This window comes from Actinoplanes sp. ATCC 53533 (genome assembly GCF_003947245.1).
In genome coordinates this window covers 80,711-99,419 of sequence record NZ_QHHV01000062.1, presented here as the reverse complement: position 1 = coordinate 99,419, position 18,709 = coordinate 80,711, and the positions used below count along the sequence as shown (strand labels likewise).

At 68.5% G+C, this 18,709-nt stretch carries 20 protein-coding genes; 6 read left to right on the top strand and 14 right to left on the bottom strand.

What is annotated here, in order from left to right; genetic code table 11:
- A partial coding sequence (locus DMB66_RS21790) for an IS1380 family transposase (RefSeq protein ID WP_233624750.1) occupies nt 1-949 on the bottom strand: 949 nt, incomplete at its 3' end.
- A gap of 657 nt (nt 950-1,606) precedes the next feature.
- On the opposite strand from DMB66_RS21790, the gene DMB66_RS21785 reads away from it, so the two are divergent.
- Together DMB66_RS21785 and DMB66_RS21780 are read left to right on the top strand one after the other, a co-directional pair.
- Entirely contained in the window at nt 1,607-2,182 is a 576-nt protein-coding gene (locus DMB66_RS21785) for a helix-turn-helix transcriptional regulator (RefSeq protein WP_125805958.1), read from the top strand.
- Nucleotides 2,182-3,396: an MFS transporter gene (locus DMB66_RS21780; protein ID WP_158647318.1), complete on the top strand. Its 1,215-nt coding sequence runs from the start codon at nt 2,182-2,184 to the stop codon at nt 3,394-3,396. The genes DMB66_RS21785 and DMB66_RS21780 overlap by 1 nt, the downstream gene beginning before the upstream one ends.
- Before the next feature lie 247 nt (nt 3,397-3,643).
- Here the strand turns inward: DMB66_RS21780 and rlmJ are convergent, their stop codons facing one another.
- The 3 genes from rlmJ to DMB66_RS21765 form a co-directional block, all read right to left on the bottom strand.
- Entirely contained in the window at nt 3,644-4,504 is an 861-nt protein-coding gene (rlmJ, locus tag DMB66_RS21775) for a 23S rRNA (adenine(2030)-N(6))-methyltransferase RlmJ (protein ID WP_125805956.1), read from the bottom strand.
- Between the two features lie 300 nt (nt 4,505-4,804).
- On the bottom strand, nt 4,805-5,734 hold the full coding sequence (locus tag DMB66_RS21770; protein WP_125805955.1) for a hypothetical protein: 930 nt from the start codon (nt 5,732-5,734) through the stop codon (nt 4,805-4,807).
- Nucleotides 5,731-6,114 (bottom strand): PadR family transcriptional regulator, encoded by a 384-nt coding sequence (locus tag DMB66_RS21765; RefSeq protein WP_125805954.1) that lies wholly within the window; start codon nt 6,112-6,114, stop codon nt 5,731-5,733. Before DMB66_RS21765 ends, DMB66_RS21770 begins: the two co-directional genes overlap by 4 nt.
- A 279-nt stretch (nt 6,115-6,393) precedes the next feature.
- Between DMB66_RS21765 and DMB66_RS21760 the strand changes: the two genes are divergently transcribed.
- Together DMB66_RS21760 and DMB66_RS65970 are read left to right on the top strand one after the other, a co-directional pair.
- Nucleotides 6,394-6,771: a hypothetical protein gene (locus DMB66_RS21760; protein WP_125805953.1), complete on the top strand. Its 378-nt coding sequence runs from the start codon at nt 6,394-6,396 to the stop codon at nt 6,769-6,771.
- A 95-nt stretch (nt 6,772-6,866) separates the two neighbouring features.
- Nucleotides 6,867-7,121, top strand: coding sequence for a DUF2625 family protein (locus DMB66_RS65970; protein ID WP_158647317.1), 255 nt, complete (start codon nt 6,867-6,869; stop codon nt 7,119-7,121).
- A gap of 352 nt (nt 7,122-7,473) precedes the next feature.
- On the opposite strand, the gene DMB66_RS21750 is transcribed toward DMB66_RS65970, so the two are convergent.
- Nucleotides 7,474-7,974, bottom strand: a complete 501-nt coding sequence (locus tag DMB66_RS21750) for a hypothetical protein (protein ID WP_125805952.1) — start codon at nt 7,972-7,974, stop codon at nt 7,474-7,476.
- A gap of 452 nt (nt 7,975-8,426) precedes the next feature.
- Here DMB66_RS21750 and DMB66_RS61290 point away from each other — a divergent pair, with 452 nt between their 5' ends.
- Nucleotides 8,427-8,570 (top strand): hypothetical protein, encoded by a 144-nt coding sequence (locus tag DMB66_RS61290; RefSeq protein ID WP_158647316.1) that lies wholly within the window; start codon nt 8,427-8,429, stop codon nt 8,568-8,570.
- Between the two features lie 10 nt (nt 8,571-8,580).
- Here DMB66_RS61290 and DMB66_RS21745 read toward each other — a convergent pair whose 3' ends face one another.
- The 7 genes from DMB66_RS21745 to DMB66_RS21715 form a co-directional block, all read right to left on the bottom strand.
- A complete protein-coding gene (locus tag DMB66_RS21745; protein ID WP_125805951.1) occupies nt 8,581-9,360 on the bottom strand; it encodes a hypothetical protein in 780 nt (259 codons plus the stop codon).
- On the bottom strand, nt 9,353-9,853 hold the full coding sequence (locus tag DMB66_RS21740) for a sigma-70 family RNA polymerase sigma factor (RefSeq protein WP_125805950.1): 501 nt from the start codon (nt 9,851-9,853) through the stop codon (nt 9,353-9,355). The genes DMB66_RS21745 and DMB66_RS21740 overlap by 8 nt, the downstream gene beginning before the upstream one ends.
- Before the next feature lie 224 nt (nt 9,854-10,077).
- A complete protein-coding gene (locus DMB66_RS21735) occupies nt 10,078-10,623 on the bottom strand; it encodes a DUF4232 domain-containing protein (protein ID WP_125805949.1) in 546 nt (181 codons plus the stop codon).
- Between the two features lie 231 nt (nt 10,624-10,854).
- A complete protein-coding gene (locus DMB66_RS21730) occupies nt 10,855-12,159 on the bottom strand; it encodes an MFS transporter (RefSeq protein WP_125805948.1) in 1,305 nt (434 codons plus the stop codon).
- The gene (locus DMB66_RS21725) at nt 12,156-13,283 is read right to left on the bottom strand and encodes a PLP-dependent cysteine synthase family protein (protein WP_125805947.1); all 1,128 of its coding nucleotides are present in this window, start codon (nt 13,281-13,283) and stop codon (nt 12,156-12,158) included. Before DMB66_RS21725 ends, DMB66_RS21730 begins: the two co-directional genes overlap by 4 nt.
- Before the next feature lie 205 nt (nt 13,284-13,488).
- Nucleotides 13,489-13,902, bottom strand: a complete 414-nt coding sequence (locus tag DMB66_RS21720; RefSeq protein ID WP_125805946.1) for a hypothetical protein — start codon at nt 13,900-13,902, stop codon at nt 13,489-13,491.
- A 197-nt stretch (nt 13,903-14,099) separates the two neighbouring features.
- Nucleotides 14,100-14,537: a cupin domain-containing protein gene (locus DMB66_RS21715; protein ID WP_125805945.1), complete on the bottom strand. Its 438-nt coding sequence runs from the start codon at nt 14,535-14,537 to the stop codon at nt 14,100-14,102.
- A gap of 536 nt (nt 14,538-15,073) precedes the next feature.
- On the opposite strand from DMB66_RS21715, the gene DMB66_RS21710 reads away from it, so the two are divergent.
- Nucleotides 15,074-17,506 (top strand): LuxR C-terminal-related transcriptional regulator, encoded by a 2,433-nt coding sequence (locus DMB66_RS21710; protein WP_125805944.1) that lies wholly within the window; start codon nt 15,074-15,076, stop codon nt 17,504-17,506.
- 41 nt (nt 17,507-17,547) lie between these two features.
- On the opposite strand, the gene DMB66_RS21705 is transcribed toward DMB66_RS21710, so the two are convergent.
- Both DMB66_RS21705 and DMB66_RS21700 read right to left on the bottom strand, forming a co-directional pair.
- Nucleotides 17,548-18,099 (bottom strand): hypothetical protein, encoded by a 552-nt coding sequence (locus DMB66_RS21705; protein ID WP_125805943.1) that lies wholly within the window; start codon nt 18,097-18,099, stop codon nt 17,548-17,550.
- Nucleotides 18,086-18,676 carry a hypothetical protein gene (locus DMB66_RS21700; RefSeq protein WP_125805942.1) on the bottom strand — a complete coding sequence of 197 codons (591 nt, stop codon included), beginning with the start codon at nt 18,674-18,676 and terminating at the stop codon, nt 18,086-18,088. Before DMB66_RS21700 ends, DMB66_RS21705 begins: the two co-directional genes overlap by 14 nt.
- Between the last annotated feature and the right edge of the window lie 33 nt (nt 18,677-18,709).

Sequence of the window (18,709 nt, the reverse complement as noted above, 5' to 3'; positions counted from 1 at the left end):
TCTGCGTGGGGTCGTCGCGGCGGATCCGGCGCACGATCAGCCGGGCGGTCACCGCGTGGCGGGTGCCGGCGAACGCGGTGTAGACGGTTTCGGCGATCTGCGCGTCGGAGATCCACCGCTGCTGGTCTTCGTCGAAGACGGCCCGCGGATACTTGATGTCGAGCCACTGATCGTCGCTGATGCTGTCGCACGCGGTACGGATCTTCGCGTCGATCCGGGTGGTGACCGAGAACCGCACGTCACGACGCCAGCAGGTGGTAATCACCGTTTTGGTGTAGAACGCCGAGTCCGCCCGGACCACGATCTCACCCGACGCGCCGCACGAGCGGGCGGTCGTGATCGCTTCGGCGATCATGCTGGCGGCGCCGCGGGCGGAGCCGGCGTTACCCGAACGTAGCCTCGTGGCGGCGATGACCGGCGCCGACAGCGGTGTGGAGATGGTGGTGATCAGCGGGTTGTATCCGCGTAGGTAGACGTTGTAGCCGCCGACCTTGGCGTGGCCGAACCCGATGCCCTGTTTCTGTTTGCCGTAGACGCGGCGCAGCATCGAGTCGATGTCCACAAAGCACAGCGTGTCGGCGCCGTCCAGTAGCGGCACCCGGCCGGCCAGGCCGATCAAGGTGTCGCGGGCGGCGGCCTGCAACTGCCGCACGTGGCCGTGGGTGAACGTGCGCAGGAACGATCCGAGCGTCGAGGGCGCGTACACGCTGGTGAACAGCGACCGCATGCCACCGTGTCGGGCGATGTCGAGGTCGTCGATGCTGTCCGCGCCGGCGAGCATCGCCGCGACGATCGTGGCGAGCTTGCCCGCGGGGTTCGACCCCTTGTCCGTCGGCAGCCGGACCCGGCCGGCGACCGCGTCGTGCAGGCCGACCTGATCGGCCAGGCGCATCACCGGCACGAGCCCGGCGCACGACACGAGATTCGGATCGTCGAACGTTGCGCGCACGACTGGCGTGTCTTGGCGTAATCTCACCTGCGAGGTGCCCTCTCGAACCGGTGGAATAGAAGCGTCGTAACTCCTATCCTCCCAGTTCAGAGGGCACTTTCTATATCGGCACGCCGCCACCCATCAACATTCATCGGTGGATCGAGGCTGAGTGAGTGGCTAGACCGGCTGGACAGCTGTCCGTTGACACCAGACCCTGGCCCAATCGCCCCTGCTCTGACCAGGTCGGATCAGATTGGATGTCAACGTAGGAAGCGCTCGCTGGCGTGGTCCGGGCGACAACCGCGGCCCACAAGCTGCCGACGACGGGCTCTTGACCAGCGGCGGTGCAACTTCGGTGGCAAGAAACGGCTGTGGAACATCTTCGGTGGCACGGAGGTCACCTGCTTTGGCGACGGACAACAGCGGGCTCGGGGATTCCAGCAATCCGGGGTCGAACTCCGCGAACATCGACATCTGCAAAATCTCGGTGATTCTCTGACCCAGCAATATTCGCGTCCTGAGTCGCGGACAAGGCCACGGCGCCTTGCCCCCTGGTCAACAGTGCGGGGTGCGCTCGTCGGCATCGACTTGGCGGGACTCACTTCGGTCGAGGCGCTGCACCTCCTCACAGGGCTCATGCTTGCCAAGACTTGTTGGCCAACATATCTTGGCTAAATGGCATCCCCATACCGGAAGCAGGTCACCGACCCGCAGGCCCTGCGTGCGCTCGCCCACCCGATCCGGCTCAAACTGCTCGAACTACTCACCGTCGATGGTCCAGCGACCGGCAAGACGCTGGCCGACCTGACCGGCGAATCGACGGCATCGGTCAGCTACCACGTCGGCCAGTTGGCGAAATGGGGCCTGGTGGAACCGGCCGTCGATCTGGCGCGCGGCCGGGAGCGGCCGTGGCAGGCCACCAGCCGGGGGATCACCTGGACCGCGACCGGGGACGGCTCGCCGGAGTTCACCGCCGCGTCCCGGGCGCTGCGGGAGCAGTTCATCGCCCGGCGGCTGGCCGCGCTCGACGAGTACCAGCGTCACGAAGACGAGTTCGACCTCACGTGGCAGGAGGCGGCCTGGCTCGGCGAGGACACGGGCTACCTCGATCCCGGCGAACTCACCGAGGCGACCGAGCGGATCAAGGCCGTCATCGCGGAGTACACAAACACCGCCCGGCCCCGCAAACAAGGCGCCCGCCGAGTCGCGTTCTTCGCCTACGCCGTACCCACCTACAACGGTCCGAACTGATGCTGCGCACGCCGGGCCTGCTCGCCCTGTTCACCGCGAAACTGCTGTCCACATTCGGGTCCTGGCTCACCCTGCTGGCATTGCCGTGGTTCGTGCTGGTCACCACCGGCTCGCCGGTGAAGATGAGCCTCGTCCTGACCGCCGAGTTCGCCGGCGTTGTGATCGTGGGACTGTCCAGCGGCAAGCTGGTCGCCAGACTCGGCACGCGGCGAACCATGCTGATCGGCGACGCGGCCAGGGCGCCGCTGATGGCGTCCATCCCGCTGCTACACCTGGCCGACGGACTGAACCTGCCGATCCTGCTCGCCGTGTCGTTCGGGCTCGGAGCGTTCACAACCCCGTACGTCTCCTCCCAGCGGCTGATCCTGCCCGAGCTGCTGGGCCCCGTGCGGGGCACCGACGAAAAGCTCGTCGGCCGCGCCAACAGCCTCATCGACGCCGCGACCAGGATCGCCGCGCTCGCCGGACCCGCCCTCGGCGGCGTCCTCATCGCGCTACTCGGCCCGGCCGAGATCCTCTGGATCGACGCCGGAACGTACTTCGTCTCGTTCCTGATCGTGCTCGCCTTCGTGCGACCGCCCGCAAACGCTCCTGCGACCCGCTTCACCGACCATCCTCCGAGAGGGGACGGCGTCCGTAACGTACTGAGCGACCCCCCGCTGCGGCTCTTCGGCGTCGCCCTCGTCCTGGTGACGCTCACGGTCCCTGCGATCTTTCTCTGCCTACCGGTGCTGGTTCTGCACGAACTCGGCGGAAACCCCCGCACGCTGGGCCTGCTCACTGCGGCAAACGGCGCCGGCCTCGCGCTCGGCAGCCTGGCCGCGGTCACCACGCTGAGCCGGATGGGCACCAACGCCCTAACCGCAGCCGCGATCCTTCTGTGCGCGCCGCTGTGGCTACTGCTCATCGAACGGCCGATCGTCATAGCCCTCGGCTTGTTCCTCACCGGGCTGGCCACGCCAGTGCTCGCAGCGACACTCATCACGCGCTTCACATTGCGCACCCCGCCAGAGCACAGGCCGCACGTCATGGCCGCGGTAACCACCACCGAAAACCTGGCCGCGTTCATCGGCTCCGTAACCGCGGGCCCGGCGCTGCAGTTCGCCGGCTCACGCCCGGTCTTCGCCACCATCGCGGTCCTCGCCAGCGCCGGGGCCGCAACGTTCGTCCTGGGGCTGCGAGTGACACCGAACGTCTCCTTCGCTTCCACGTAAGCCCCACCGCGTGCTCAGCAGACAACAGATGACCCTGTCCACGCGAACACGACGGACCCCCCGAACGCCATCACACGAGCCAGATCGGCAACATAGGCGCGGTGGTACCGACGCACCCGACCGACCGCGCCCGCAAGACCCTCGACCGCCATCCCAACTACATCCTCGCCGCGTACATGGCTTCCGGAACGTAGCGGTCCACGCGCGGCTTTGCCGAATTGAGGACGTTGTCACGCCCCGAGGATCCTCAGACCTGCTGCCGACGCGTGAACCTCAGTCGGCCCTGCTGCCCATTAGGCAACCGCTTGCCGTCGTAGGTGCGGATGAGATCCCGACCCAGGCGATCGCAATTGGCGATCACCTGCTCTCCGACGTTCGCCAGAACCACGCCGAAGCCGGTCCCGGGTGTCGTCCCGACGCCGAGATCGCCGTTCATGCCCTGGCCTGTTTCGTCCGTGACAAGCACATCCAAGCAGGTCAGTGGCCTAGAGGTACGCTGAGCGATCTCCGCGAGTGCCCACGCCTGCTCCACCGGGCTGTCGAACCCGTACCAATACACCAGCACCGACCCGGATTCGGACACCTGCCCTGCGAGTTGAACTGCCGACAGGCCACCTGGTTGAGCAGCGAACGGGTCGAACGGGTCGATATGGACGACACGACGACTACCGGCGCAAGTGTCGAGCCACTCGGCTACCGCGGTCATGCCGTCGCGCTCGACGACCTGACATCGCGACAGCTCGAGCTTCCGCCCCCAGCGTCGTAAGTCGTCCGCGCTTACCGGGTCCATGTCACAGAACAGATACTCGGAGGCATCACCGAGCAACGTCATCGCCTGGAGCGCTGATCCTGGGTAACGCGCTCGTCCGGTCGAGGTGAACCTGTGCAGCGCATGAGCGTATGCGGACGCGCCAAGTGTTTCGATTACCGAGGACACCTCGAGAAAGTGATCCACGCCGTAGTTCCGCTCATCGTCGTGCACGAGGTCGTAGGCGCCGCTGCCCGCATGGCTCTCGGCGTAGTGCGTCGGTTCGAGAGCCGCAAGCACCTCACACAACATGAGGTGCTTCCACACGTCGCCTGCCTTGCCGAAGTGTCGGTTGGCCATCCCGCGACAATGCCAGGCGCTTCCCGCGCTCACCACCTCATTCCCCGGCAAGACCGAAGTAGAGCGACTGTCAAGCCGAAACGTCTGAAAATGCCGCGATCCGCGCGCTACCCGGCGTCACGGCGAGGCGCGCGGCGACGCACGGACATAGCCGATGTCAGTGCATCCGTTGGGGTGAACGTTCCGCACCGCAACGCGGATTCATCGCGATTTCGGAATGCGCAACTCGGAGGTAGATGATCCGCCGTCTCGCCGTTTCTTGCTCGGTTGTCCGGCCGTGGCCGGACAACCGTCGCTTCGTCAAGCTCGGGTGCGCTGCCGCAGTCTGGTCGAGACGACCGTGCCGGCTGTTACGAGGACAGCGACGACCAGGGATGGCAGGGCGTCTGGCCGGTGCCACAGTTCACTCACCGAAGTGTCGTCCAGTTGGCCCGCCCGTAGCAGGCTGTACAGAATGTCCAGTTGATGCAGCGTGCCCAGCAGGAAGGTGGGGATGACCGCGACCAGCAGCCGCTGGTCGGCCGCGGCCACCCACAGGAAGGCGGCTGCCCCGCAGGTCACCATGGCGGCGGCAAGAATCCGAGAACTCATGTCGACGTTGCGGAAGCCTTCCACCGGGATCAGGTGCAGGGCGACCATGCCGGCGGTGACCAGGACGGCGTTGGCGCGGGGCGCGGGCGACACGTCCGCAGGACGCCATAGGCCTACCACGATGAGAGGTGCGGCCACGACCGGTGCCCACCATTGCGGCAGGCCGTTGGAGAACAGATACGTGGAGAACGCGGTCGGGACCACCGCCGCGGCCACCGTCAGGACGGCGGCGGTACGGGCGCGGCCCGCGACGAGCGCCACCAGTGCCGCGCCCACCATGACCTCGTGAATTCCCTGGTCCCGCAGGACGGCCAGGGGATCGGAGAATCCGCCGAACTGGAACGCCTCGACGAGGTCGTCCAGGCCGATGAGCGCACCGAGTGCCAGCACCGCCATGGCGCCCAGGTGGATTCCCTGCCAGAGCAGCACGGCGGTGGGCCGGGCCGCGGTGCTGCCGCCGTACACCCGCAGGGCACCGCGGATCAGCGAGGCCGCCTGCCGGAGGGTGGGCCATCGGCGGGTGGTCGGTTCGTCGCCGAGCAACGTGTCGATCAGTTCGTCGGCACGTTCGCGGCGGTACTCGGCCGGATAAGCGCGCAGCAGCATGCGGTAGCGCTTCTCCAGAACGTCGGAACTCATGCTGGTCTGATCCTCGCGGTAGAAGGGTTGCCTGTGCTTCCCTGCGGGAAGCCGTGGTGCGGCAGGCGGTCCATGACCACCCGGGCCGCGCGGGCGAGCCGGTCGGCTTCCTCGGCGAGTACGCGGTGCCCCTCGTCGGTGAGCCGGTAGTAGCGGCGGGCACGACCGTTGACGATCTCTTCACCGTCGGCGGTGATGAGTCCTTCGCCGAGCAGCCGGTCGATCACCGAGTACAGCGAGCCGGCGGCGAGTGTCACCCGCTCGTCGGACAGCTCGGCCACCCGCTTGATCACGGCATAGCCGTGCAGCGGCCCGTCGAGCAGGCCAGCAAGGACGAAGTACGACGGTTCCCGCAGCGCGGGACGCGAAGTCGGTCGCATGGCGCCGAATATACAAGTAGAGTAAGTATCTTGCCAAGGTGACCATGACTGATGGCCGGCTCACCTGACGGCCTCAGAAGGCATGCAGGCGCTGCGCGACTATCCCGTGTTGCCCGCCCGGGTGCGCGGTATGCCGATGAGCGCGTACGTGGCCTTGGCTGAGTGTGTCTGTCCGTCAGCTATCGGCACAGGCCGCAAGCCGCCGACGCACGCCGACCCGGCGTGCGGACAGGGGGCAAACGCACTCGAAGGGACAACCGCATGTCACGATTCCCCAGCATGGCGAGGACAGTGGTCATCACGACCGTGTTTCTGCTCGTCGGCGTATTCGTCGGCAGCACGCCCGCGTTCGCCGGCAGCTTCACGAACAACTACGACGGTCAGGACTCGTACATTGGTAGCGGCTCGACCGCGCTGAACTACTCCAACGGTCACGCCGCGTTCAACGAGACCATCTGGACCGACGCCGGAACGAACGTGGGCTCGCGGCCGAACTGGCCGTACACGATCCGCATGTACAACGTGTCCGGCACGCAGGTGTGGAGCGCCTCGAACCAGACATCCCGCACGTACTACACCGGCAGCAATGTCACGAAGATCGTGGTCGTGCCCAATGGCGGCTACGTCGGAGTTGCCGTCAACTGGCGAAGGGCGTAGGACCGCCCGGCCGGCGGTTGGCAGATCAATGGCGGCAGTTCAACTGCTCCTGAGGGCCTCCGGCGCCCCAGAACCCCGGGCACCTCTGGATAGGATTGGCCATCCTGTGCGGCCTGCCCTACGGGCACCGGAGGCCACCAGAGCCCGCCGACGGGCTCTACGAGTCGCTCCGCTGGCAGGGCTGGGCCGACCAGGTCGCAACGTGCCGACTCGACCACGCCATCAACGTGCTCCGTCCGCTCTGGACCCGGGATGGCAAGGACCTCGACGCGGCATCCCGCCGCCCGATCCCAATGTCCGAGGCGATACACCTGATCGACGTGTCTTCTGACGGGCTGCCCCCGTCATGAGGCTGTCGGCGATGCCTCGGTCGATAGCTGGTTGGATCGCTGATCGGGTGCCCGGTCATGCCGCGTTGAAGGGCGCCGGCGACCGAGGTCGTCATCACGTTCGGTAAAGAACCTGGATTGCCCGGCCGCGACGCTCACGGCACGGTGGCGACCCTGACTCCTGCGAGCGCTGGACGAGCACACGTTCAGCGACGGTGCACACCATCCCCGATCGCCCGGTCTCTCTCGCCGGTGCGGTCCGGGTAAGCCGGGCACAGCGCGCCGCCCGATCGCTGCGGGGCACGTGCAACAGGCGGTCCGGAAGCACGGGCGGCCCCGCGCCGCCGGACCGCCGTTATTTGATGCGCCGGGCTCAGCGCCAGCGCTGCCGGTTGTTGGCCGTGTTGCACGGCTGCATGCGGACGTACGCCGGGTTGCCGTTTGCTTGGAGGCAGAGGTGTAGTCCCTGATTGACCCAGGCACCCCAGCTCTTGAACACGAAGTAGGTCCCGCCGCTGTCCGGGACCTTGAACAGCTCCCAGTTCTCGTAGTTGCTGGCGCAGGGTTTCGTCCAGGCGGTCTCGCCGGCGGTCGAGCCACCGCTGCTGATGCATTGGTTCGTCAGGTAGCTCTTGAGCTTGATGATCGGCTTTTCGGACGGGCTCAACCCGGCGCCGATCGTATGCCAGCGCGCGTATTCGTAGCAGCCGGCGGCGCAGCTTTCGGACAGGAGGATGGTGCTGGACCGGCTCGCGTCGATGGAGCCGTAGTAGTAGGCGTCCTCGTAGCGGGCGCCCCATGGCGGCGGGTCGTCCGCCTGAGCCGGCGAGGCGAAACCCGCGACAATGGCGACCATCAGGAGTGCGGCGGCCAATGCCTTCCGCGCCCCCCTTCGAACCTTCAATGGCATAGCAGTCCTTACCGTTGATGGACCTCGGTCGAGGCCCGACGGAAACGCTATGTCGAAGATCGCGGCACGTGTGCCCCGCTTCACCTGTCCGATTAACCGGACATGACGTTGACTGTCCACAAGCGGCTGACGGCGGTCACGACTCGAGCGGACTGCGGGTGCGTAACCCGACCGAGTTTCCGTCATCTCACCCGAAGATCACGAACTTCCAGGCCACCCGGCGTGTCAAACCCATCGCCGACCCGCCACCCAAACTGCGGAAACTCAAGGGTGGCAAACGAGCAGCAGGTCGGGGCGGGGACGCGAGGGCTTCACGGCGGTTTCTCCTGGTGAGGTGAAGGGTGTGACAGGGCAGGTCAGAACAGGCGTAGTCGTAGGCCGTTGTTCGCCGGGACCATGCGGGTGGGGCGACGGTGATGGGCGGGATCGGTGCGCTGGAGGTTGTCGACGTGGACGCGGTAGCGCGGGCCGCCGTGCCGGCGCAGAGCTCCGGCGTCGACGTGACGGACGACGGCGGCAGCGCGGCTGGAACCGCGGTGCGAGCTCCAGCCGCCGGGTAGGGCGAGATTGTCAGAGCCGAGCCACGGCCTTTCTGCCCAGCTCGCGGCTTGCCGAGTCGCTGCGGCCCGGCTTGCTGAAGATCTCGGTCAGCACGCCGCCCTTGCGCACCAGCACGGTCTTGGCGATATTGCCGGCGCCGTGGTCGAAGACCACCAGAACCGAGTCGTCACCGGCGAAACCCTGGGCCGCGATGCGCACCGACTGCCCCGAGGCCGGCTCGCAGGCGGACACCCGTGTCCTGACATCGGCCAGATACTTCGTGACCTTGGCCTCGGTGGACAGGAGGGTGTGCTGGAGCACGAAGGTCTCGTCCTGCGGCTGGCCCTTGCGCAGCTCGCGCTCGCGCTCCGCGACCCGAGCCGGCCTGGCGCTCCGGGAGCAGCCGAGCGCCGAGAGGCCGAACTCGAAGGTCCAGTCGAAATCGAACGTGAAGTCGCCGCCCGACACGGTGTAGCCGGAACCGACGTCCCGCGGCTGCAACATCATCGCGGAGGTGAGGTCGGTGACCGTCGAGGTGGACGGGCTGGACGGGCTGGACGGGCTGGCAGGGCTGGACGGGGTGGACGGCGGAGGCGTCGGCGAGGCGGTGGCCGCAGGCGGCGTCACGGGCGGCTGGCGGTGCTGTGCCACGGCGACGCCGCCGGAGACGAGTGCCACGGCGACAACGCCGGCCACCACCGCGGCCTGGCCGATGGTGCGGCGGCGAGCGCGTGCGCGTACCTGGTTCATGGAGTCCCACCGGATGTTCTCGGTCTCGGCGAAGAGGGAGTGGAAGGCCTGTTCAGGCATGGGCATACTCCTCGGGTGCGTCCTCGTCGAGGAGGCCGGCGAGTGCCCGGCGACCGCGCGCCAGCCGGGTCTTGATCGTGTTGACCGGGACCCCGGTCTGTGCCGCCACCTCGGCGACGGAGAGGTCCATGAGGTGATGCATGGCGACGGCCTGACGCTCGGCCACGGAGAGCTGCTTGAGCGCGCTGATCAGCGCGACGGTGTTCTCGCTCGGTGGATCGGCGTCCGGACCGGTTCCGTGCCGGAGATAGGCGCCGATGCGGTTCCTCGCCTTGCGCCAGTGGTTCAGGCACAGGCGCTGTCCGACGGTGCGGACCCAGGCCTCGGGATTGTCGTAACTGGACACGGTGGACCAACGCTGCCAGGCCCGAACGTAGGCCTCCTGCGCGGCATCCTGCGCTTCCGCCCGGTCGCCGGTCATGGCGTACAGGTACATGATCAGCCGATGTCGCGTGCCGGTGTAGAACTCTTCGAAGCCGCTGTGTTCGGCCACGCCGTGTCCCCCTTCGGTGTTGTCACTGACAGACACCCGCCAGGGAGCCCCGGGGTTTCACCGACTCAGGATTGGCGCTCTGTTCTGCACCGGTTCGATGGAGTCATCGAAACCTGGGAGGAACACCATCGACAACGAGGCCGGGTCACGATCGCCGCCGCCGGCGGAGGCCCCCGATCCCACCGGGGGCCTCCGCCGTCAGTCGGGAACGCCGACCGACAACCTCAACCAGCCACGGTGAACGCCGCCACCGAGCCCGCGGCACAAGCCTCGTGCGGCGCGCTGACAAACGACGTACTCCTGTCCTCCGGCGCCGTGATCTGGAAGCCGGGCACCCGTACCGTCGTCTCGCAGGTCTTGGTGGCCGGTCGGACCGCGGCCCGGACGTGGTCGCCCGGCGCGAGCAGCATGGCCGGCGCTGCCGCGCCGGCGGGGGTGAACGCACCGGCCGCGGTCTTGACGCCGGGGTGTCCCCGCAGCGAGCAGGCGTGCCCGGTGATGTTCTCGAAGAGCAGGGATCCGGCGTCGCCGGTGATGCGAAGCTCGCCGGTGCGGCACCGCGAGGGTGGCTCGCCCGTTGCGGGATCCACATAGTCCGCGCCCTCGTCGGGCAGCACCAGCGTGTATGCCGTGGCGGAGACCGCCGCGAGGTCCAGCACCCCGGTGTTGCTCGCCGCGAAGGTGCCGGCCGTGGCCCCGGAGGGCGCCGCCGCGAGCGTGAGCCCCAGCGCGCCGGCCGCCAGCAGTGTTCCCCGACCGATGTTGCGCATCCGTTGCTCCCCGAGGTCGTGCTTCCGTGTCCTGGTAGACGCTAGGGGGGTCGACGATGACCTTGCTCCCCCTTCCGTGCCACATGGGCCGGCTTCGTCCTCATCGGACAGGATCCCGGTTTCGCCGTAGGTATGACGTGCCGCGGCGACAGCCCCGGCCCCACATTCACGCGGAGCGCGTGAATGTGGGGCCGCCTTGAGCGGGGCTGAAACCTGCGTGGTGCGGTGCGGTCAGCGAGCCGCCGCATCCGCAGGCCGCCGAACGGCCTGCGCCGGATGCTCGCGCGGGCCCAGGTGTCCCTGCTTGCCCAGAGCCGCGATCCCGGTCGCGCAGGCCAGGCCGGTCGCGACCAGTACGACCCAGGGCAGCCACGGCATGCCCTGGGCGCGGCCGGTGTCCAGGGCGAGCCCGGTGAGCAGGTTGCCCGCGGCGATGCCGATCCCGGCCAGGGTGTTGTAGAAGCCGTAGTAGGTGCCCACGGTCCGTTCGCCGGCGAGGCTGACGATGGTGGCCATCTCGAACGGGTACACGATCATGGTGGCGAGCGTCAGCAACGCGCCGCTGGCCAGCACCGGCGCGACGGCCAGCGCGGAGGACCACCATCGCCACGGCCCGGCTGCGGCAGGTGCGGCGGTGGAGGCCAAAGCCAATGGTACGAAGGCAGCCGCCATCACGAGCAGGCCTCTGGTGATGGCCTGGGCGGGTGTCCACCGTGCTGTCACCCAGCCGGTGAGGCGCACCTGACCCAGCACGGTCAGCAACCCGGAGACGGCGAACAGGATCGCCACGCCGGTCTCACCGCCGGTGACCCGCCGCACCTCGATGGGCAGCCCGAGATAGACCTGGAAGTTCAGCACGTAGGAGCCGATCATCGCCACCGAGAACAGCAGGAACGAGCGGTGGCCGAGCACCTGGCGCCAGTCGGCCAGCATGGACTGCGAGGGCCGGCCCCGGTCGTCGCCGCGGCGGGCGGGCAATGCCCGGGACTGCATGATCAGCAGCAGCAGGAACAGCACCGCGGCGACCAGGCACACCCACTGGAACGCGACGCCGAGCAGGGCCAGGCCGATCAGCGGGCCGACCAGGATCCCCGTCTGGTAGAAGACGTTGAACAGGGCGAACGCCTCGACCTTGCGCTCACCGGCCTCGGCGGCCAGATAGGCGCGTACCGCCGGGTTGAACAGCGCGCCGGCCAGTCCGGTCAGCGCCGAGGCGACGATCAGCCCGGGCAGGGAGTCGACCAGGCCCAGCATCGCGAAGCCGACGACCCGTAGCCCGAGGCCGGCCAGGATCATCGGCTTGTAGCCGATCCGGTCGGCGAGGCTGCCGCCGAGCAGGAACATGCCCTGCTGGCTGAGGTTGCGCATGCCCAGCACCAGCCCGACCATCCAGGCCGCCATCGCCAACTCGGCTGACAGATAGCCGGCCAGGTACGGCATCAGCATGTAGAAGCCGATGTTGATGGTGAGCTGGTTGATCAGTAGCAGCTGCACGGGCCGGTTGAACGAGGCGATCTGTGCGATGGTCGTTCTCATGCCGCCTCCCGCACGGGGGCCTCGGCTGTCGGGTCGACCACGGTCGTGCACCGCGTCCAGCGGGTCACCTCGCGCTGGCGTGGGTTGTCGATGCGGTCCGGTTCGCGGGCGGGTGGCCGGTCCAGCAGGTCACGCGGGCGGCAGTAGTCGTCGCTGTAGACCGTCTCGGCGTAGCGGTGCGGGCCGTCCGGGAACACCGTGGCGATACGGGTGTCGTCGGGCAGGGTGTCGGCCAGCCAGGACGACACCAGCGCGACCGCGCCGACGCTCCAGCCACCGCTGACGTAGCGGGCGGCGGCCAGTTGGCGGCACGCCCACACCGACTCGGCTGGTGCGACCCAGTGGACCTCGTCGAAGGCGTCGTAGTCGACGTTGCGCGGATGGATGCTGCTGCCCAGCCCGCGCATCACCCGGGTGCGGGCGGGTTGGCCGAAGATGGTCGAACCGATGGTGTCGACCCCGACCAGGCGCAGTCGTGGGAAGAACTCGCGCAGGACCCGTGACACGCCGGCGCTGTGCCCGCCGGTGCCGACGCTGCAGACCAGCACGTCGATGCGGCCGAGCTGTGCGGCGAGTTCCAGCGCCAGGCCCTGGTAGGCGTCGACGTTGTCCGGGTTGTTGTACTGATCCGGGCAGTACGCGCCGGGATGCTCGCGCAGCAACTCGGCGACCCGGTCGCGGCGGGCCTGCTGCCACCCACCGACCGGGTGCGGACTGTGCACCACGTCGACACGTGCGCCGTAGGCACGCAACAGGTTGAGCATCAACGGTTCCATGCCCGGATCGGTGACCAGGGTGACGGGATGCCCGTACGCCCGGCTGGCCAGGGCGAGGCCCAGGCCGAGGGTCCCGGAGGTGGACTCCACCACTGGTGCGCCCGGGGCGAGCTCGCCGCGTTCCCGGGCCCGGGTGATCAGGTGCAGGCCCGGGCGGTCCTTGATGCCGCCGGGGTTGTGGCCCTCGAGTTTGGCCCAGAATCCGCGCGGCGAGCCGCCGCGGATGTCCGGCGTCCACAGCACCGGGGTGTTACCGACAAGTTGATCGATGTCATGACAGGTGGAGCTGGAGATCAGCTGGCTGGGGGTGGGTAGGCCAGCGGGACGGGAGAAAGCAAGGTCGACCACGATGGGTCCTTTCCGCAACGTGACAAGGGCCCGCGCGACCCGCGCCCGGTGACAGGCGGCAGGGCCGGCCCGTCAGGGGCAGCGCCGGTGAGGTGCGCATCCCGTGCGCCGCCCTGCTGAGCGCAGGGGAGCGTGGAGGGAGCGCAGTCAGACATCGGGTCCAGGCCTCAGAGCAGCCTGGATCCGATCACGAAGCGTGGACCTGTCACGTACGGCTGACGCATTGCAGCAACAACAAGCTGCGTCCCGACCAGTAGGCCGGGGTGGCAATCGGCGGTTCACCGCGGCCGCCGTGGTCGGCGGGGGACGCCGTCTTGCTCAGGGCCGGAGCGGCGAGAGAGTGCGACTTGTCCGCAGCCCATGCCGTGCCGCACGCATGGTGCTCCGGCTGGTGAGTGTCCCGCGCCGCATGGTGGGTGCTCGACGGGGAGACCTCGTCGACAGCCACGCGGAAAGCGCCGTGGCCGGCTGTCACGCTGCCGACGCCCGAGGCCGTGTGGTGCGGGACGGACGTCACCGTCGACGCGGACTCGGCATCCTGCGCGTGCCATCCGTGCCCGAACACGCCGCAGACCAGCAGGGCCAGCACGAGGGTCGCTCTGACGAACGGCCAGCGCATCGCGGTCCTTTCGTCGGTCGTCCCTTGCCGGAGGGCGTGCCGACTGTATCCGGATCAATGACCTGAACCCAAGTCTTTGCGGATGAAAAGAACATGCGTATCAAGTGTTTCAATTGTATGGCCGGGCTGCGGGGCCGCGCCTCGCGTCGGCGGATATCGCGGACCCGCTCGGCTCGAGCCATTCTCGGCCAGGAGGGTCAGCCGATACCTGGGGAGCGGCGGCTCGCGCGCTGAGCAAGCTCGTCCTCGTCCACCAGGGTGAGCATCGGTTTGCCGGGTTCGCAGAGCATGGTGACGGTGTAACGCACCGCGATGTCGTCGCGATTGTTGCCGTCCTGGTAGTGGATGACATCGCCGCCCGGCTCCCAGAACGCCTCCCCGGCGCGGACGACGCGCGGCGGTGCGCCTTCGAGTTCGAATACCATCTCGCCGTCCAGCACATAGCCGAAGGCCGGGCCGGGGTGCCGGTGCGGTGGGGTGCCGGGGTCACCCGGAGGGAACTCGACGACGATTGTCGCCGCGTGTGCGCCTGCCGGGATGAAGGGAGGCTCGGCCTCCTGCACCATGGTGACCGCCGTCTGCCACGCGTTCGATTGTGGCTTCTGCCTGGTGGTCGTCGACTCGGCGTCCGACATCAGTGGCCTCCCTAGGAATGCGGATCCGGAGGATCCGCTCACCTTCAAGGACCGGACAACCGCGTGGACTGTGACAGTTTCCATCCCCTTGATTCCGCGCCTGGCCCACAGTCCGGCCGCACGTTCCAGGCTCTGACTCCGGTGCCGGTGGTGGAACCGGAGGACAGGACCACCGCTCCTGGAGACCTTGAGCCCGGCCTGCCCGGAACAGCTCGGGTGCGACGGGTCGTTGCCCGTCTGGCACCCGAGCCACGAGCCGCCCGAGTCGGCCCGGCTCTTCAGCTGGAAGTTCCTCCTGGCCGGACCCTGGCCCGCCGCGTCGCACCCGTCATCGTCATGTGGACCCCCAGTCGAGAGGACGCCACCTGCCGCACCCGCCCCGGCCCCCGATGCCTACCGTGCGGCTGCGCGCATCAGGAGTCTTCCGGGCACTGGCGGCCATGCGCATCACCACAACGGGGTAGTCGATCTTTCACCACTACCCCCGAACGGGTATCCACGATGGTGAGCACCTTCGATGGGGGTAACCTGCGCTGGTGACCACGCCTGATCATGAGACTGCGTCGGGTTTCGGGCCGTTCGTCGGGCGCGGAGAACTGCTGGGCACTGCCATCCGGATGCTCGACGACAGTGTGCGCTGGCTGACCCTGCACGGGCCCGGAGGTGTCGGCAAGACCAGCCTCGCGGCCCGGATCGCCGCCGTCTGGCAGAGGTCTTCCGGGGGCAGGGCGTGGACCATCAGCTTGGAGGCACTGAGCCACGAGTCCGGTGTGTTCAGCGAACACCTCTACGCCCTCGTGGCGAAGGCGGTCGGTCTGCGCAGCAACGGCACCATCACCGCCACGACGGTGCGCGACCACTTCGACCACCTGGAGCTCGCCGAGGTACTGCTGGTCTTCGACCGGTGCGACGACATCCTGCTCCCGCTGCGGCCGCTGCTGGCGGACCTGCTCAGGACCATCCCCCGGCTGAAGATCATCGCGACCTCGCGCGAACGGTTCCGCCGCGACACCTGCCACGTCCTGGACGTGACGCCGCTGACGTTGGGCGAGTCGGTAGCCCTGTTCAGCGCCCTGGTGACCCGGGCTGGCTCGGGTGACGCCCTGACCGACAAAGCCGCGGTCAAACAGCTGTGCGAGAAACTCGACGGTCTTCCCCTGGCCATCGAACTGGCCGCCAGGTGGGTGCCCGGCGGGTTGTCCGTCGAGGACCTGATCGAGCAGCTGGGGAAGGACCGGTTCCGCCTGCTGACCGATCCGGAGCAGGACGAGGAGTTCGACGCCTCCTCGGGCCACGGCCTCGCCGCGGAGCCGGCGCTGTCGTCCGGGCTGGAGCGGGCCGTCGCGTTCTCCTACGGCCGGTGTTCCGCCGAGGAACGCACGACGTGGCGGCAACTGACGGTCTTCCGGCACGGCTTCGACATGAAGGCCGTCGAGGCGGTCACCGGCCTCGACGGCATGGCCATCAGGGAGATGATCGCCGCACTGGCCTACAAGTCGATCATCAAGAAGGACCCCGACCCGAACACCGCGAGCACCCGGTGGCTGATGATGGACACTCTGCGCGACTACGGCCTGCGGGAACTCGGCCCCGCCGGCGCCGCCCAAGCCCGGCTGCTGCACCGCCACCACTTCGCTGGCATCGCCGAGCAGGCCGCCAGCAGCTGGTACGGCCCCCACGAGATCGACGTCATGCACAACCTCCATCAGCAGCTGAACGACGTCTTCGCCGCGATCGACTACTGCCTCGACGAAGGCGACATGGTCGGCGCCGCCATGATCGCCTTCAACGTCGTGCGGTCCCGCACCCCGCACTTCTACGGGGTACTGGACATGGTGGCGCAGGTGCTGCGGCGGGTGATCGAGGCCTTCGGGGTCCCGGACACCGACGAGAAGGCCACGGTGCTGGCCACCATCGCCGGCGCGCTGGGATGGGTGGTGGTCACCCAGGGCCGCGCCGACGAGGCGGCCGCCATGGCCCAGTTCGCCAAGGATCAACTCGCCCGCCGCGACATGCCCATCCCCGCGACGCTGATGTATCCCCTCGGCGCGATCGAAGCCCTGCGCAGCGGAAGCCGGGCCGCCATCGGTTTGCTGGCAGCCGCCCGCATGGCGACCCCGCTGGTGCCGGCGACGATGGGTGACCGGCACATGATGACGATGGTCGAGACCATGAGCAGGTCATGGTCCGACACCCCCGACGAGGCCCTGGCGATCGCCGCCGAGTACCTGCGCCAGGCAAAGGAATCCGGGGGGCCGTGGTCGATCGCTTGGGCGCTGTGGGGCAGCGCCCTGGCCGCCCGGCACGCCGGACAACTCGAGCATGCCAGGCAGTGCATGCTCCAGTGCCTACGGCTGGAGCAGGACATCAACGACACCTGGGGAATCGTCTGGTCCGTCGAGCTGTATGCCTGGATCATGGCGGCGATGCTCGACACCGCGGCGGACTCCCGCGCCGCGGCGGAACTCGCCGCCTGGCTGCTCGGCGCCTCCGAAGCCCTGCGCACCTCGATGGGTGTGGACATCAACGGGCTCGGTCCGCTGGCCGCGGCCCGCGCGCAGGCCGAGGACCAGATCCGCCGGCACCTGTCGGCCGCCGAATACGCCAGGCCCTACGAAATGGGCCGCCACCGGTACGTCGACGCCATCCCGGTAGCCCTCGGCGAGACCACCCCACGGCGCGTCGCGTCCTCGAGCGTCAGCCAGCAGGCGGGCACCCTGTCCGCCCTGTACGGCCTGTCCGAGCGGGAAGAGAAAGTCGCTCACCTGGTCGCCGAAGGCCTCAAGAACGCGGAGATCGCCGCCCTGATGACGGTCAGCCCCGAGACGGTCAAAAAGCAGGTCAGCAGCATCTTGCGAAAACTGGGCGTCAAGACCCGCACCGCGGTCGCCAGCCGCGTCGCTCACGCCCGCGTAGACGCCGCACAACGAACCGCACGGTCAGTGGGACACGCTGCCCAGATCTCGTGACCGGCCTCGCCGGGCCGACAGAGTTTAGGCCGCCGTTGGAGTCACCGGTCCATGAACCTGTAGTAGATGGGCTGACCGGCCGAGTCGAACGCCTTGGGCTCGCCGAGCTGGGCGCGGTCGACCACGGCGAGTACGTAGTTCTCTTTCGACCCGAGCAGGCGGCGCACCGTCAGCCGGGTGTCGGGCCGGTGGCCCGGGCCGGCCAGCCGCAGCTCGGTGATGGCCTCGGGCAGCACCGAGACCACCAGGACCCGGTCCGATCCGGGGAACGTGACGCGCAGCAGCGACGGCGGACCGATCGGCACGACCTGGTGCTCGGGTAGCGGGCCGTGCCACAGGTTGACGGACTCGGCCCAGTGCCGGTCGCACATCCGCGCCCGCCGGGCGCCGTTGACCCGCACCTGAAGGCAGGCCGTGCCGCCGGACTGCTGGGCCAGCACGGCCCACCGTGACCCGCCGACCTGGGCCCGGTCGATCAGCACGAGCGGGCCGGGGTCACCAGCAGGCCAGAATGCCCACGCAGCCGCCGTCAGCGCGAGGACGGCCAGCACGCTCCACGCCGCGCGCCGCCGATGCCGCTCAGACAGTGGCAATTTCGTTCCCCGCCGTATCGAAGATCTGGAACCGCTCGAACGCCGGCGCACCGTCCACCGCCCGCAGGTCGACCGGTATCGCGATCCTGGTCAGATGGATCCAGAACGCCGGGTGGTCGAGGTCGTCGCGGTGCCGCACGGCGGGTTCGACGATCTCGCCCCCGGGAAGGGTGTACCGCACCGTCTTGGTCTCGTCCGGCACCATCCCGTAGGCGACCAGTTCGACGACGTGCCGCTTCGCCGGGTCCAGGACCAGTAATTCGCGGGTCTGCGGTGCCCACTCCGCGACACCCTCCGGCCGCTGCCAGCCGCAGTCCCGCTGGGTGACGGTGCCCGCGCGTGCGCCCAGCGCTCGCCGGTATTTCAGACAGCCGTCGTCCGGGCGCAGGGTGACCTTCTGGCCATTCTCCTTGTATTCCAGCAGGGGATCGACCACCGCCTCGAAAACGTTGAGCGCGAGCGGAACCAGGACGAGAGTCAGGGCCAGGGCGTAGATGAATGCGTTCAGCGACAGCAGTCGACGGGCCGGCGACCTGCGGCGGCCGTTGGGCGTGGCCGGGGGCGATGACTCGGGCACTGTTTCACGATAGAAGCGTCGGACCACAGGACC

Excerpts from the sequence above, each read along its gene's own strand:
- DMB66_RS21785 (WP_125805958.1), top strand. The coding sequence starts at position 1,607 with ATGGCATCCCCATACCGGAAGCAGGTCACCGACCCGCAGGCCCTGCGT.
- DMB66_RS21780 (WP_158647318.1), top strand. The coding sequence starts at position 2,182 with ATGCTGCGCACGCCGGGCCTGCTCGCCCTGTTCACCGCGAAACTGCTG.
- rlmJ (WP_125805956.1), bottom strand. The coding sequence starts at position 4,504 with ATGGCCAACCGACACTTCGGCAAGGCAGGCGACGTGTGGAAGCACCTC.
- DMB66_RS21770 (WP_125805955.1), bottom strand. The coding sequence starts at position 5,734 with ATGAGTTCCGACGTTCTGGAGAAGCGCTACCGCATGCTGCTGCGCGCT.
- DMB66_RS21765 (WP_125805954.1), bottom strand. The coding sequence starts at position 6,114 with ATGCGACCGACTTCGCGTCCCGCGCTGCGGGAACCGTCGTACTTCGTC.
- DMB66_RS21760 (WP_125805953.1), top strand. The coding sequence starts at position 6,394 with ATGGCGAGGACAGTGGTCATCACGACCGTGTTTCTGCTCGTCGGCGTA.
- DMB66_RS61290 (WP_158647316.1), top strand. The coding sequence starts at position 8,427 with ATGGGCGGGATCGGTGCGCTGGAGGTTGTCGACGTGGACGCGGTAGCG.
- DMB66_RS21745 (WP_125805951.1), bottom strand. The coding sequence starts at position 9,360 with ATGCCTGAACAGGCCTTCCACTCCCTCTTCGCCGAGACCGAGAACATC.
- DMB66_RS21735 (WP_125805949.1), bottom strand. The coding sequence starts at position 10,623 with ATGCGCAACATCGGTCGGGGAACACTGCTGGCGGCCGGCGCGCTGGGG.
- DMB66_RS21730 (WP_125805948.1), bottom strand. The coding sequence starts at position 12,159 with ATGAGAACGACCATCGCACAGATCGCCTCGTTCAACCGGCCCGTGCAG.
- DMB66_RS21720 (WP_125805946.1), bottom strand. The coding sequence starts at position 13,902 with ATGCGCTGGCCGTTCGTCAGAGCGACCCTCGTGCTGGCCCTGCTGGTC.
- DMB66_RS21715 (WP_125805945.1), bottom strand. The coding sequence starts at position 14,537 with ATGTCGGACGCCGAGTCGACGACCACCAGGCAGAAGCCACAATCGAAC.